At 36.3% G+C, this 14,668-nt stretch carries 11 protein-coding genes and 1 pseudogene; 5 read left to right on the forward strand and 7 right to left on the reverse strand.

Annotation, left to right across the window (positions count from 1 at the left end; genetic code table 11):
- Positions 1-66 precede the first annotated feature (66 nt).
- From BMX30_RS12080 to BMX30_RS12095, 4 genes and pseudogenes are all read left to right on the forward strand, one after another.
- Complete coding sequence (locus tag BMX30_RS12080; protein ID WP_090745713.1) at positions 67-1,272, forward strand: site-specific integrase; 1,206 nt, start codon at positions 67-69, stop codon at positions 1,270-1,272.
- Positions 1,273-1,275: 3 nt separating this feature from the next.
- On the forward strand, positions 1,276-2,247 hold the full coding sequence (locus BMX30_RS12085) for a tyrosine-type recombinase/integrase (protein WP_090745715.1): 972 nt from the start codon (positions 1,276-1,278) through the stop codon (positions 2,245-2,247).
- The gene (locus BMX30_RS12090; protein WP_090745718.1) at positions 2,237-3,238 is read left to right on the forward strand and encodes a tyrosine-type recombinase/integrase; all 1,002 of its coding nucleotides are present in this window, start codon (positions 2,237-2,239) and stop codon (positions 3,236-3,238) included. The genes BMX30_RS12085 and BMX30_RS12090 overlap by 11 nt, the downstream gene beginning before the upstream one ends.
- 137 nt (positions 3,239-3,375) lie before the next feature.
- Positions 3,376-3,594 (forward strand): annotated as a pseudogene (locus tag BMX30_RS12095) (transposase domain-containing protein); the annotation flags it as partial.
- Between the two features lie 109 nt (positions 3,595-3,703).
- On the opposite strand, the gene BMX30_RS12100 reads toward BMX30_RS12095, so the two are convergent.
- Entirely contained in the window at positions 3,704-6,856 is a 3,153-nt protein-coding gene (locus BMX30_RS12100) for a DEAD/DEAH box helicase (RefSeq protein ID WP_090745724.1), read from the reverse strand.
- Between the two features lie 281 nt (positions 6,857-7,137).
- Positions 7,138-9,060, reverse strand: a complete 1,923-nt coding sequence (locus BMX30_RS12105; protein WP_090745727.1) for a 3'-5' exonuclease — start codon at positions 9,058-9,060, stop codon at positions 7,138-7,140.
- A gap of 261 nt (positions 9,061-9,321) precedes the next feature.
- Here BMX30_RS12105 and BMX30_RS12110 point away from each other — a divergent pair, with 261 nt between their 5' ends.
- Complete coding sequence (locus BMX30_RS12110) at positions 9,322-9,711, forward strand: ABC transporter ATP-binding protein (protein ID WP_244532585.1); 390 nt, start codon at positions 9,322-9,324, stop codon at positions 9,709-9,711.
- A 58-nt stretch (positions 9,712-9,769) separates the two neighbouring features.
- Here BMX30_RS12110 and BMX30_RS12115 read toward each other — a convergent pair whose 3' ends face one another.
- The 5 genes from BMX30_RS12115 to BMX30_RS12135 form a co-directional block, all read right to left on the reverse strand.
- Positions 9,770-10,108: a hypothetical protein gene (locus tag BMX30_RS12115; RefSeq protein ID WP_090745730.1), complete on the reverse strand. Its 339-nt coding sequence runs from the start codon at positions 10,106-10,108 to the stop codon at positions 9,770-9,772.
- 17 nt (positions 10,109-10,125) lie between these two features.
- Positions 10,126-10,416: a hypothetical protein gene (locus BMX30_RS12120; protein WP_090745733.1), complete on the reverse strand. Its 291-nt coding sequence runs from the start codon at positions 10,414-10,416 to the stop codon at positions 10,126-10,128.
- Between the two features lie 319 nt (positions 10,417-10,735).
- Positions 10,736-11,503, reverse strand: a complete 768-nt coding sequence (locus tag BMX30_RS12125; RefSeq protein ID WP_090745736.1) for a hypothetical protein — start codon at positions 11,501-11,503, stop codon at positions 10,736-10,738.
- Positions 11,493-12,347, reverse strand: a complete 855-nt coding sequence (locus BMX30_RS12130) for a hypothetical protein (protein ID WP_090745739.1) — start codon at positions 12,345-12,347, stop codon at positions 11,493-11,495. The genes BMX30_RS12125 and BMX30_RS12130 overlap by 11 nt, the downstream gene beginning before the upstream one ends.
- 1 nt (position 12,348) lies before the next feature.
- Positions 12,349-14,268: a hypothetical protein gene (locus tag BMX30_RS12135; RefSeq protein WP_090745742.1), complete on the reverse strand. Its 1,920-nt coding sequence runs from the start codon at positions 14,266-14,268 to the stop codon at positions 12,349-12,351.
- Positions 14,269-14,668: the final 400 nt, after the last annotated feature.

The following is a 14,668-nucleotide window of genomic DNA, read 5'->3' on the forward strand; positions in this document are numbered from 1 at the left end:
AGCGAAAATTGATTAGAAATTCACTTAACATAAATTTTTTGCGCTATAATGTAAGAGGGTGATATCGTGGAAACTGATCAATTGTTTGAAGATATTGCTAAGTTTAAGGATTTTTTGAAAAGGGATTATAAGCCTTCCACCATCGATAGGTATTCCAAAGCATTATTTCAATTTCTAAAGTGGAGAAATGCCAAAACTTCAAATGACATGGAATTAAAGTCTTCTATTATGGACTATTTGAATCCCCAAAATCACTTCTGCATAATTGACTTAAATAATGTTCGTCCTGCTTTACATCTCTACTATTTTCTTATTTCTGGAACCAAATTTAAATCCATCCAAACCATCCAGAACGAATCTATTGAATTAGAAGTAACCGAATATGTGACCTACTTATCAAAAGTTGTCGGACTAACAGATTCTACGCAAATATCCCACAAGAACTTCTTAAAAAGATTTTTTTACTATCTCTCTCCCAATCAAAGATTTGATTCCTCAATGTTAACTGTTGATTCAGTTCAAAATTACTTTGCTAATGAGTTAAAGCACCTAAAACCATCATCCAAAAAAAGAGTTATTGGAATATTAAGAAGCTACATCCGATATCTACGATTTAAAGGATTTGAAATTGACTCTGGGTTATTTGCTCTTCCTTTGCACACGCCAGTATGGAAACTTTCCAATGTCCCAAATACATTTGAAAAAGAAGATATCAATATTATCCTATCTTCCTATGATCTTACTTCATTAGTTGGAATAAGGGATTATGCTATAGCTTTATGCTTTACTGAGTTGGGTTTACGTACATCAGAAGTAGCTTCTTTAACCCTTGATGATTTCAACTGGCATGAAGGGAAACTATTAGTTAAAAAGACAAAAACACATAAAGAAAGGGAACTCCCACTTCCTAAAAAAATAGGAGAAGCTATCGTGATATATCTTCAAATTTCACGACCAAAAACATCAAGTCGTACATTATTTGTTCGGTTTTCTCATCAATGCGGTGAACCTATGGGACGAGAACAAATTAGAGGAACTATACGGCGTGCATATGCTAGAGCTGGCATTTCCCTGTCAATTACCGGCACCCATATCCTTCGACATTCTAAAGCGAGATTTCTATATGAAGAAGGTTCGAGTTTAAAAATAATTGCTGATATTCTCGGACATGAATCAATTGATACTACTGTAATATACACAAAAGTAGGTCGATCCGCTCTCCAATGTGTGGTTTGCCCTTGGCCTGAAACAATCTGTTTGGAGGAGGGCTAAAACATGGACGATACACATCTTATCACAAGCCAAGTAGAGAAATATATCAAATTTAAGCAGAATATGGGGTATCAAATAAAAATAGAATCTCAGGAACTCAGAAGATTTGCGAAGTTTGCTAGAGAAAACAATCATCAGGGTTCACTTACTATTGACCTAGCCCTCAACTGGGCTTCAGAAAAACCTCAATATACAAGTTGGTATAGAGCGAGGAGACTAGAGACTGTCCATGTATTTGCAAAATATGCATTTGCAATAGATGGTAATTCTCAAATACCACCAACAGGAGTTTTTGGGAAATGCCATGGCCGCGTTGAGCCATACATCTACTCAAATGACGAAGTCATTATACTTATGGATCAAGCAAAAAAGCTAATATCTCCAGACGGTTTAAGGGCGAAAGCTATTACTACAGCTATTGGATTATTATGGTCAACCGGAATGCGAGTGTGTGAGTTATGCCGATTATTGCGAAATGATTTTGATTTCGATAAGATGGAAATCCATATTAGAGATACGAAATTTCATAAAGAACGGTATATTCCTATTCATAAAACAGTTATTACTGCATTAAAGCAATATGCAAAATTTCGAGATAGTTTATATCCAAACAGTGATAATTTCTACTTTTTTCTAACAACTGGTGGAAATGTACTCACACGCAGACATCTTGATTATAATTTTACTTTGCTTCGTCAATATCTGTTGCCAAACGGGAAAAACTGTTGGGATAGACGTGCACCAAGGCTATACGACCTAAGACATACATTTGCTTGTAATACTATAATTCGTTGGTATAAAGAAGGTCTTGATATTAATCATAATATATTGTTACTTTCAACGTACCTTGGGCACGTTAAACCGAGTGACACCTATTGGTATTTGACGGGAACTCCTGAACTCTTGGCTATAGCTACTAAAAAATTTGAAGACTTTTCCCGTGGTTTCGGGTTGGAGGAAAGCTATGAAAAATAATAGTTTCCAATCACTATTACAATGCTTTTTTTTGGACCGACTAATTAAGCAAAAAAATGCATCTGCGTATACAGTAAGTTCATATCGGGATACATTTAGGATATTTCTAAAATTCATGAAAGAGAAAAAACGATGTAATCCTTCTAAAATAACCATTGAAATGGTTAATGCTGAAACTGTTATTGACTTCTTAAACTACATTGAATCCACAAGAAATAATTCCGTTAATACCAGAAATAACCGATTAGCAGCTATACACTCATTTATGGAGTACGTTTCATTTCAAGCTCCTGAGTATTTAGGAATTGCCCAAAGGGTTATGATGATTCCTTTTAAAAAAACAGAAACAAGAATGGTCGATTACCTTGTTAAGGAAGAAGTAGAATCAATTCTGGAAGTTTGTGACCCAACCTGCTGGTTGGGTAGACGTGACCGCTTAATGATATCGATTCTTTATAATACTGGTGTAAGGGTTTCGGAATTAGTCTCGATCAAAATAAAGGACGTTGTCCTAAATAAGAACGGAATAGGGTTAATCCATGTAATAGGAAAAGGACGGAAAGAAAGAACCATACCTTTATGGAAATCAACACAAGAGTATTTGGCAGACTTTATGGGGGAATCTAGATATTCAAATGAAGATTATTTGTTTAAAAGCAAACAGGGAGAAAATCTTACGCGCTCCGGAGTAGCTTATCGCTTAGATTGTCTGGTTAAAAAGGCAGCCCTTCGTTGTCCCTCCTTACTTAGAAAACGAGTAACTCCGCATGTTTTTCGACATACAACTGCGATGCACCTATTAGAAGCAGGAGTTGACATTTCGACAATAGCTATTTGGCTAGGTCACGAAAGTATTGAAACCACTCACAAATATATGATTGCTGATATTCGGTTAAAGGAAAAAGCATTGGCAAAGGTTAATGAACCTGTTCTTTCAGAATTCAGATATAGACCTTCTGAAGATATCCTTAATTTTCTTGATAGTTTATAAACTATTTATGTACCGTGTTTCATGCATATTAAATTCAAGAGCAGCTAAAGGATTACTTATGCTGCTTATGTTTTTATGGTCGACTGAACATAAATTATGACTGAACATAATTGCGATTATGTTTTCAACAACATAATCGCAAAAACTGGCTTTTCTCCGTGAGTGAAGCAGGTGCCAAAGCAAATGCCACCTGTCTAAGCTTGGCCGAAACATCAAAGGCAAACGGCATCGATTTTTATCAATATTTAGTCAAGCTACTAACAGAGCTGCCGACTTTACCAATTCACCAACAGCCAGATCTTTTACATAATTACATGCCTTGGTCAGAAAATATCCAAGCCACATGTGCAAAATAGCCAACTATCTGAAAAAATCCTCAGATAGTTGGCTATTCATCGTGCGTACCGTAAAGGTGCGCTTTTTTTTACTTCGGGCTTACCATGCATATGCTTATACATAGCAAGTTTAAAGTATACTTTTATTCGCTCTGGGTACCAAATAAGACGGCATTGCCTCTCTCAATTTCCAAATAAAACTCATCGGCTTCTCACCCGAATGTTTAACGTAATCCGCGGTTCCTAGGAAAACAAAAGGTGCTGTGTGACCGTTCTCTTGTTTGTATTCCCTAACAAACAATGCAATCTGATGTTTTTGCCTTTTATGATGAATGTACCTTTGTCCAGTTGGGCTATTTTCCGATACCTTACTTTGTGTTTGCCAATGAAATAACCGATCATTAATTGCATAATCCTCATATAAGGTCGAAGGAGAAAAGTCCTTTTCTGATTTATTTAATGTGATAAAGAAAATATCTAGGTTCTTTTCCTGAAAGTATTTAACTCCTTCACGGAAAGCAGGGGACTTCTCTTCATTGTAGTAACCGAGAGCAGCTAAAACTTGGGTAGTTGAATAATTACAATGAACACGTAGAGGACTCTGGTATGGAAAATCATTTGGAATTTCCATTGTTTCTAACGAATTGTAGTTGAATTCAAGGATCTCAAGAAATTCTCTTTTAAACCTTGAATCTGCTAAGACCCTACTTATGCCTTCTTCAACTGAAGTTAAGCCTTCTTTCTTCGGAAAAGCACGATAAAAAGAGTAATAAAGCATATTTATGATTAGCTTTTCCTCTTCGCTTGATATCTTCCTTTCCTCAATATATCGAATTAAAAAGCGAATTTGTGTACTAGAATTAAGGAAAAACAAATTTTGTAATCGACTCGTGACAAAGTCTTCTAGGTCCCAGTCAAAGTCCTCTGCCACTCCTGCTTCTACCTTCATTCTCGTAAAGCTTCTATTTCGGTTTTTCCCATAAAAATCATACAAAGAGAGATGATAATGGGTTAAAAAGTTCACTAGAGTTAACGCAAGTCCCGTGTCCTGCTCAAAGTGCTTCATTTTGGCAACAAGGTTTCCACGGGTATGACTACTAGCTTTTATATTTCTAAGGATGTAGTCCTTTGCCTGTTTTTCTAATTGGATAAAACTACCCTTTGGCAAGTTTGAAAACCCATTTTCTACGTAATATTGAACAGAGTGTTTTGTTTTCCCCATCAGCGCACGAAACTTTTCTTCAAAGCTGTAATTTTTATGTGCTTGTCCAACAAAGTCGAGCACCGTTAAACATTCTTTTCCGTCCGCTAATCGCAGACCTCTCCCTAACTGTTGGAGGAAAACTGTTAAACTTTCAGTGGGTCTAAGGAACAGTATAGTGTTTACCTCTGGAATATCAATTCCCTCATTGTACAAGTCGACAACAAAAATAAACTTTATTTCACCAGCACCAAGTTGTGTCTGGGCATTCCTTCTTACTTCCTCATCGACATTGCTATATAAAGCGATAGAAGGAATTCCGACTTGATTAAAAAAATTAGCCATGTACTTTGCATGTTCAATGGACACACAGAAACCTAGTCCCTTTACTTCATCAATATCCGTTACATATTTGTACAGACTTCTAACTATTTGATTGCTTCGAATCTTACTCGTTGTATAAACATTTTCTAATTCCCTAATATCGTATCCTTTTCGGCTCCATTTGAGTTTTGAAAGGTCAACGGTGTCAGAAACACAGAAATACTGAAAAGGACTTAAAAGCTTACGGTTGATGGCTTCAGTCAACCTCATTTCTGCTGAAATCGTATGATCGAAATAAGATAAAATATCCTTTCCATCCATCCGCTCAGGAGTCGCTGTTAATCCCAGTAAAATACTTGGTTCATAGTGACTTAATAATTTTTGATAGGAACCTGCCGCAGCGTGGTGAAATTCATCTACAATAATAAAATCATAATGGTCAATTGACGTATATTTATCTAGCTCTTTACTATTAAAACTTTGGATGCTGACAAAAAGATGATTCAATGAAGCTGGTTGATGGTTCCCAACTAAAAGGTCCCCAAAGTTCGCATCCTTAAGAATAACACGAAAGGTATCCAAGCTTTGCTTTAATATTTCCTCTCGATGGGCAACAAATAATAGCTTTGCTGAATGTTTATTAGCCGCTTTAAACCGTTTATAGTCAAATGCAGATATAACAGTTTTCCCAACACCTGTAGCGGCAACTAAAAGGTTTTTACTTCTGTTAAATACCTTGCGCTCTACCTGTAGCTTTTCAAGAATTTCTTTTTGATAATAATATGGCTGAATATCAAACAAGTACGGTAAATTCGATTCAGACTTTGCTTTACTCTGTGAAAGAGCTTGCCTTAAACGCTCTTTATCTTTTTCATTCTTTTCACTAAACATTGTAAACTCATTGTCATTCCAATAGCTTTCAAATGTTGCTTCAAACTTTTTAACAATGTCAAAAGAGTCCTTTTCTGTCACTTTGATATTCCATTCTAGTCCAGAGGTTAATGCCGGATTGGATAGATTGGAAGATCCAATATAAGCTGTACTAAAGCCTGTTTCTCTTTTAAATAAATATGCCTTCGCGTGAAGCCTAGTTCGATCAACATCATAAGAAACTTTAATTTCAGTATTTGGCAGCTTGCTTAATTCAATAATTGCCTTATAGTCTGTGGCTTCCATATACGAAGTAGTAATGACCCGTAACTTTTTATTAGGTCTGCTAGTAAATGTTTCTAGTTCCTCTATAATGCATCGCAGACCACTCCATTTGATAAAAGAAACAAGCATGTCAATGCTGTCAGCGGTAAGGATTTCCTTTTTAAGTTCCCCTAGCATATTAGGTTCATAGCTTGACCCTGTAAACAGGGAGCTTTGAGAGATAGGGGTAACAGGTCTAATCACTTCACTTTTCCGAATCCCTTTTGTGGAATTCAATTTCGAGTAGATCGACGTGAGCACTTCCCCATTCTCGTCAATCCTCATTGATTTGAACTCTTCCTCATCCAGATGTGTGCTAAGAAGATTTATGATTTCATTACATGTTTGAACTTGCTTCAATAATGCTTGGTCATCAGATTCTCCTTCTCGAACAAGCTTCAGTGCACGTCTCGTAACAGATGATATGTAGGAGGCTAGTATCTTCCTCGCTTCCTCCGGGTCCATCGTTTCCTTGCCAATTTCATATGTATCAATATCTAAGTTACCAAGTTCATATTTTAATTTTTCGTTTATTATTTCTTCGTAAATTCCTTCTGTTAGCATCATTTCACCCCTTCAACTATCTCTTATAAAACAAAAAACGCGTTCTTAATTTCTCACTTTAAAAGTCACCCTTATAGTTATGGTGCCTTTTACCTTTCTTCTAGAATCCTCAAGCATTTACCCATCCACCTCTCCACAGTTACAGCCAATTTTGTGTCCATCAGGTGAAAACGCCTCATTTACGATAGGTTCACATTCATCTAATTACTAATCTTACCTAATCCATTATGTTGTTATATACTAGCTAAAAATAAAAGCCCTTTTTCAAGGACTATTATCATTTATTGAATCGTTGCTTTAATCCCTTGTTTACTCTTTAGCTTTTCTTCTTTAACAGAATCTAAATACTGAGTAAACTCCGACTCCCCAGAATAAGACAGACAAAGATATTCCTTCGCCCTAGTCATGCCAATGTAAAGGAGAGATACTTCTCTTTCCTTATCCTCCTCTAGTGGGAAGGGCATGGAATCGACATTGACAATAAATACAGCTTGAAAGTCTAACCCTTTGCTGCTGTCGATGGTACTAATTTTCACCCTATTGTCTTCTTTTTCAAAAGAACGTTTCGATGTGTCATTCTCTGTAATCCAATAATAAGGCAAACCCGCATCCCCTAGAGAACGTTTAATCGTATCAATATACGGATGCTTAAACGTTTTCTTCACCCTATAAAGAATTAGTATCTCATGAAGCGGGACATTCCTCTGTTGGTGGAGATTTTTAATCATCCGTACCACTAGCTGCATTTCTTCAGGAAAGTGCTTGGCTTTAATAATTCCAGCCTCTGGGCCTTTCCGTTTGGTACTTTGCGGGGCAATAATCTCCCCTTCTAAATCTCGCTTGACCACTTTCTTTTTAAACATCGAGTGCTGACGGTAAAAGTCCCAAGCAAACTTAACAATTTGCTGGGTATTTCGATAATTAATCGAAAGAACCTTGGATCTCCCTTGAAAACTCAGACCTGTGTCTTGCGCAAGAGAGCGTTTTCGTTTATAAATGCTCTGGGCACGATCTTCCACTAGCAACAATGATTGCGTCTTTTCATTTAATAGCGAACTAACAAGATTCAACCAGTCCGGATCGAAATCTTGGCCCTCATCGATCAGAATCGCATCATAAGTAGGTAAAATCGCTTCTTTATTCTTTAACTTTTCCAAAAGCGACGGAATTTGGCGTTCATGGATTTTCAAATCATTCTTTAGCCAAGAGTGAAAATTCCGAACAACAATATTTTGGTTATTCACTGCATTTTCCGGAATCGTCGAAGAAAAGTCAAAATCAAATAAGTCCTCTGGTTCATTCATCATATGTAGAATCATTTGTTGAATCGCATTGGCTAGAGAGATGTTATAGCAAAGGATAAGAATCTTCCAATCTGGATTTTGCTTGGCTAACATTTTCGCTCGACTTGCCAAAATAATCGTCTTTCCACTTCCTGCCACTCCACGAATTAACCGGTTTTTGTCGCCAATCTGCTTGGCCAGGTTTTCCTGATGGAGATCCATTGTTTTAATATCATGCAATGAAAGCAGGAGCTGGTCTTGATAAGGGACTGGCGGCTTAAATTCGGCACTAATCCGTACCTCAGGGAACAGATGATATCGGACCGCATTGATATCCTCTATTGTTAAAGGTTCACGTAATCGATAAGGAACAACAAACATGTTCAAAATCTTTTCCATCAACATTTCCTCAGAAAAGCCTTCCTTATCAGGATCGATTTCATCTCTTGTTAAACAAAACTCTGGTTCAATTACGGAATACAGTCCCTCTTGGACAAAATCCTTTGTGTAAAGGCGAGTAAACACCGCTCCATGTCCATAAGGAAATTTTAGCTGAAATTTATACTTTCCATCTAACTGAACAAGGTTTTTATCCTTCTTCAAGACATCGACAACATGAAACATATTATCCCGTGCTTGCTTTAATGGGCTTTTTTGAACAGACTGCTCCCCATTTGAAGCGACAATATGCCATTCTTCATGATTCACCTGTAGCAAGGTATTTTTGGTGTAATCTTTTACTTCTAAAACAACAATCCCTAATTCCGGTCCAATAATGACAAAATCAGGCCTTTTCCCGAGAATCTCAGGTTCATAGTAGACGATATAATCATCTGGTAAATAGATTTTAAGAGTACGAAACAAAAGCCTCTCACCCGCTGTGGCAGAGCTTCGTATCGTTTCTGGAATCGTAATGGCCATAATCAACGCCCCAACATACATTTTCCTATATTATACTACAAAAATAGGGTGTTTTCCCCATAATTATACAATATTGGGAAACCTACTACCTACGTCAATTGGACTAATAGTAATTTGAACATCCACCCACTTGCATTTTTCAGTATGAAAATCCTACAAAAAAGAGAAAAGCAACCAAAATGTCTTGTATTTTCCAATATAATATTTTAATAATAGGATAATAGATAATCTTGGAGATTCTTTACCCTCTCGGAAAGTGAAGTGAAAATTGTGCTTAAAGGGTTAATAGATAAATTGTTTAATTCCAACTCGAATCAACCTAAAACAGAAACCAAAACCATCAGTCAATCCGAAATAGAAGCTTTAGTCGATGCCAAATTAAAAGAACATACGGCGACCATGCAAGCTACTGTTACTACAGAACAAGCACTACCACCGAAGGAAGAATCAAACGAAAATTACAAATTAACACCGAAACAAATCGAGTATGCTCTATCGCTAATCGAAAAGGTGAAAAATGAATTCGAACTGGCTATTGATCCAACCAAACTTACGATCAAGGATTTAAATCGGTTAATCGCCCATCAGAGATACAAGAATAAAGGGACGCTTGTTAACTTGGTGAAAAAGGGAGTGTTAAAGAGGAAGTAAATAAAAGTAACAAGAAATTGTGGTTTTCAATGCAAAGCAGACCCAGAAAATACTGGGTCTACTTTGCATTCCGCTCAAAATGTACATGCAACCGATATTCGCATATTTGTTTTGTCCACTCAATCACAAGCTCTTCGTCTTCTGGCAGGACGTCAAATGTGAATCGGAAGTTTCCATCCTTAAACTCAACAAGGTCGCCTGTCCATTTTGACATTGGCATTGTGGCAATGAGTTTGCTGACGCGCTCTTCATCATAGTCCCACAATCTCTTTGAAGATTTATCTGAAAAGCCTATTTGTTTTCGGTACTCTTTTACAATAAGGTACTGGTGAAAGAACGGGGCTACTTGATTTGGGATAATGGATTTGCACCACTCAGATGGTCCTCGTTCCAGCATCGCAGGAGCACGACCATTTAATAGCTCTTTGCCATTCCCGTCTTTTCAGCATCTTTAAACCATTCCTCATAAAGGCTATACACTTCTTGCTCTATTTCCTTTAAATCCTCTGCCCATTTTAAAAATCCAAAATAGGTATTAAAATCCTGCCGATACTGAATGGATTCAGAACCACCTTTTATATGCAATTCCAAGTATGTTGGTCTTCTTCCTAACTCCTGTTTTAAGGAAAAGTAGTCATTGTGTAACTTGTCTTTACGCGGGTGTCGCTTCCGGCTCATTTCTTGAATGAGATCTATGACCGTCACATCTAAGTTTACCTCACATAATTCAGGTACAGCTGGTTGGATATTATCTTTCTTTGATTTCTTTTCAGCCGTATCAAATACCGATTAAATCAAATGGTACAACCAAGCAAGAAGGTTTGGATTAAAATAATCGAGGACCCTTTGATAGGTGTTCGCCGTACCATAATTTGGGGTTATACTACTATATTCTGATTTAGTCATGGAGAAAGGAAGGGCTTCTTAATAAAGTAAGTTCATGTTTTGTACAAAAAGAAAAAGCACAATGCCCATCAACCTGATTTAGACACTCTGCTTTTTTATGTTAACCCTTTGATTCATTTTAAACGGGAACTCGATGGTTTAAATTCAATTCATCATAATATAAATTTAACGCTTGTAAAACTTCCTGCTTCAAAGATTCAACATCTAACAACGGTGACATAACGACTGGATATTTTTTGTTCAATTCAAAGATAACCCGTCTGCCGTAACGCTCGTCTTTCCCTAAATCAGGACGGTCCTTGATCTTTTCCTTCATAACATTGGAGATTTGTAACTCTTCTATAATGGTTAAAATATTCACTAAAAACTCAGCATTACGGAAAATAGCATATTTAATAATATAATTATAGATATCTAGATTTTCCAAGACCAAATTGTAATAGTAATCTTTCTTATCAGCATCTTCAATTAAATCCTCAATATATTCTGCCGCAAGAACACATTTATAAATATAATTCTCCCAGTCAAACTTCTTAATCACAATGTTTTCAAATTGTTTTATGTCAGTTTTCACGACAGGGTAATTTTCAAGGATATATTCACGCTTTTTCGTGACCAGTAAAGAGTGCCAAAAGATCTCTTCTAAATGAAGATCCCGATCTGTTTGGATATAAGAAGTAGCGATCACTTCAAAAGCCTGTTGAAATCCTAGCCTTTTCTCATCTTCAGAACCCCGTCCCATGTAGATAGGAAAATCCGGTGCATCCGCAATCGTAACGATATCATTCGAAAAATAATCTTCATTACTATTAATCTTATCTTCTAAGAAATCCTGATAAAATTGCTCATTGTTTTTATAGCCTTTTTTTAATAATCTAATTTCCATTATTAATAAGCTCCTTAACTGCTCCAGCATATTTTTCAATTATCTTATCCGAAATTAAAGAGATGACTTCATCAATGTTATCAACCGAGACTTCTTGAACCATCTTCTTAGTCATTAATTGATATAGCTTAAAATCTAGTAAGTTCTCGGGTTGTGTGATTTGGGATAAATCAACATAGTCCTCCCCCTGCTCACTATATTCATGAATAAACCGTTGCAACGCGGTACGAAGGCCAGCATAAATATATGGATTATTGAATGCCTGACTTGAACGTATTCCGGTAAATTGGTAATCTTCTTTTCGATAATGAATAATGATCGTTTCCACACCAAGTTCGATTCGGATATCAGATGTCAATTGTTCATCTAATTTTTTTTCAAACAGGACTAATGGATTTTGAATACTACCCTCAAAAACAACGATGTTTGAGTAGCCTAATAATGCATGATTCGGAACAGTTATTTCATCTTTGAACGCACCATAAAAACTAGTCAAATCATCATTGTCACGAAAGTTTATTTCTTTGTTTGATTGAATATGCAGTTGAATGGAGGTTCTTTTACTTAATGAAACTCTTTTCTTAGGCACTGAAACAGCATTTTGGTTTGGATCTAGTTTATAAAACTTATTATCCTTTGACTGGATAATTAAAATCGCTTGCCCATCACCAGTTGAAATAAGTTTTTTTATAAATGGAGAACTCACCTCGTAATTGACGATAAACCGATAATCATTCGTGTTTTCCTCTAGAGAGACATCCAGCAAAAAAGAAGGGTCTTCATAACTTGTGGATGTATTTGTTAAAACAGGATAAGGAAAATTGGCATCTTTTTTATAGATCATGTTACACCTCTACGTAGTAAACAAATTTTAGAGCGCGATTATAATTGGGTTTTAAGTCTAGTTTCAATTTTACAATTCCATCTCTAATGGAAACATCTTTAATCGATTCATTTTCAATCACACAGCTTGAACCTGAATGTTGGTCAATGACGGCTGAATAATTTTCCTTTAATTTAAACTCATCCTTATATTCTTCTCCCATTCCATCAATCAGGTTAAAGGATAGATTACAAGAAGTTGTGTTTTTCATTTCTGGAATCTCTTTAAAGTTGAATTGAATAAATTCATGGTTTTTTAAAATTAAACGTTCAACTAGATTAGGACTAACACTGTAGATTTCCGCCCCTGATTCTTGTAATTCATCGGCAGTGCCAGTTGGATTATTTCGGCGTGTCCGTTTAACTCCAGTATTTTGTGCCTTGACGCTCCCTTTTTTGTCACCTTTTTTCTTTGTATTCTTTTTGGTTGTGACATCCGTTGTTTTCACCACTTCTTTGCCTTGGTTAATCTTCACCGCACCATACGCATTAGATAAATCTTGCTTGAATTCAGTTTCAATAATATATAAAAGGTCTTTTGTATCCATTACACCATCTGTTGGGTTATTCCTCTTCATTTCCTCATCAATGATCTTAGCAATTTCCTTGGAGAGATTATTGATGAATCGAGTAGCATGACGTTTTAGAATCGGATCTTTAATATCCTCAGCTGAAATCTTCGTATGCGATTCATTTTCTAATGATTTTAAATAGCCATCTTCATCTAACCCGCCGATTAAAACTGCATTAAATGGTTTGGTCGCATTTGATTTCACCGCAAAATCTTCAATTTTCATCCCAATGGTGCGAACGATCGCCACCCGTCCTTTAACGATCGCTTCATCATATTTGAAATAAAGCTTAAATTGATAGTCTTTTTCACCATTTGACACGACAATGTCTCTTGGTCGTTCGTTTTTATATGTTTTAACATAAAGGGGTGTAAAAACCTTTTTCATTTCGGAAACTTCTTGATTATAGTAGTGACCACTATTTAGATAGTTTTCAATGGTGTCTGCTGTAATGACATGATCATTAATATGAACTTCCAATCGACGATCTAGAATAGAAATGAAGAAACTATCACATACCGTTTTAATAATTTCTTCTTCGCTATCAAATTCTGAACGCAAATACGGAATGATAATCTTTAAACCTCTTGTTTTCTTTTCAAAAACAGGGTGGAATTCATTTTCATAAGGATAAAACTTTGGTGTAGTATCATCATTCTTTAAATCAGCAAAATAACCTGTTGAACGGTAGCATTGGTCCTCATACAAGTGTTCAATTAACTGCACTGTCCCTCCTAGATGCTGGTCACCGTGCTCGTCACAGTTAGCAAAATACATCATATGAAGATCAGATGCAGCGTTAGATGCGATTTTACCAACACCATGAGACCCTCCGCGTGATGTTTCTATCGTTGAGTCACTTTCCTCAAAATGGACACCTTTGTTATAAGCATAGATTCCCCAAGTGTCCTTCTTAGAATGACTTTGGCCATTTTTGGCACCGGTCAATCCTTTCGTATTGATATCTTCAAACGAAATGTACCGCACTTCTTCCTGATCAACCCTTTTGACCATATGCTCAATGGTTTCCTTAGTGTAACTATTTCTGCCTTCGAGACACTTAATCCGATCAATTACATGATTAATGCCAGGAATGTCCTGACGATTAATTGATCCGGTATTTATTTTCACAATCACAGGATCCGTGCTATTAGGTAACCGGCCATCCAATGAGTTTTGAAGGTTTTCTTTGGTTAAACCTTGTACGCCTAACCCATAGAAGCGCTCTAAAATCTTATTAAAATTGGATTCTTCGATGTTTGGAATCGGAGAAAACTTCCATGGACTCGTTTTGGTGGTAACTAAAGTCATTCTATACACCTCATCTATTTTCTATAAAATGAAAATTAATATTAGGTCTTACCGGTTTGGAAAATGTGTTGGGTCAGAACCCCAAGTGAGTATATCCGGACTATGCCGAGTATTAGATCCTAACCCATTTATCGCTTGATGGTGTGCAGCTGATACTTTCATTTAATCCTATATTTATACCTGTTCCGTATCTAATTTTTACGGACATAGAAGCCTTTGTAATAATACTTATTCCTTGTTGTTAAAAATAAATAATGCGCTTTCATGAAAAGTCCCCTAATTTTAGTTTCCAAATGCGCATTAGGAATGGAATCAATCATTCACCTTGGTAGAGCTGAGAGCAACAAAAATACGTTAGCTCCTTACTCCTATGCTAACACTCCTATATAATTACCAATCT

The sequence above is a fragment of the Mesobacillus persicus genome (assembly GCF_900109925.1).
Lineage (GTDB): Bacteria > Bacillota > Bacilli > Bacillales > Cytobacillaceae > Mesobacillus_B > Mesobacillus_B persicus.

Excerpts from the sequence above, each read along its gene's own strand:
- BMX30_RS12105 (WP_090745727.1), bottom strand. The coding sequence starts at position 9,060 with ATGGCCATTACGATTCCAGAAACGATACGAAGCTCTGCCACAGCGGGT.
- BMX30_RS12090 (WP_090745718.1), top strand. The coding sequence starts at position 2,237 with ATGAAAAATAATAGTTTCCAATCACTATTACAATGCTTTTTTTTGGAC.
- BMX30_RS12125 (WP_090745736.1), bottom strand. The coding sequence starts at position 11,503 with ATGGAAATTAGATTATTAAAAAAAGGCTATAAAAACAATGAGCAATTT.
- BMX30_RS12085 (WP_090745715.1), top strand. The coding sequence starts at position 1,276 with ATGGACGATACACATCTTATCACAAGCCAAGTAGAGAAATATATCAAA.
- BMX30_RS12115 (WP_090745730.1), bottom strand. The coding sequence starts at position 10,108 with ATGCTGGAACGAGGACCATCTGAGTGGTGCAAATCCATTATCCCAAAT.
- BMX30_RS12130 (WP_090745739.1), bottom strand. The coding sequence starts at position 12,347 with ATGATCTATAAAAAAGATGCCAATTTTCCTTATCCTGTTTTAACAAAT.
- BMX30_RS12135 (WP_090745742.1), bottom strand. The coding sequence starts at position 14,268 with ATGACTTTAGTTACCACCAAAACGAGTCCATGGAAGTTTTCTCCGATT.
- BMX30_RS12100 (WP_090745724.1), bottom strand. The coding sequence starts at position 6,856 with ATGCTAACAGAAGGAATTTACGAAGAAATAATAAACGAAAAATTAAAA.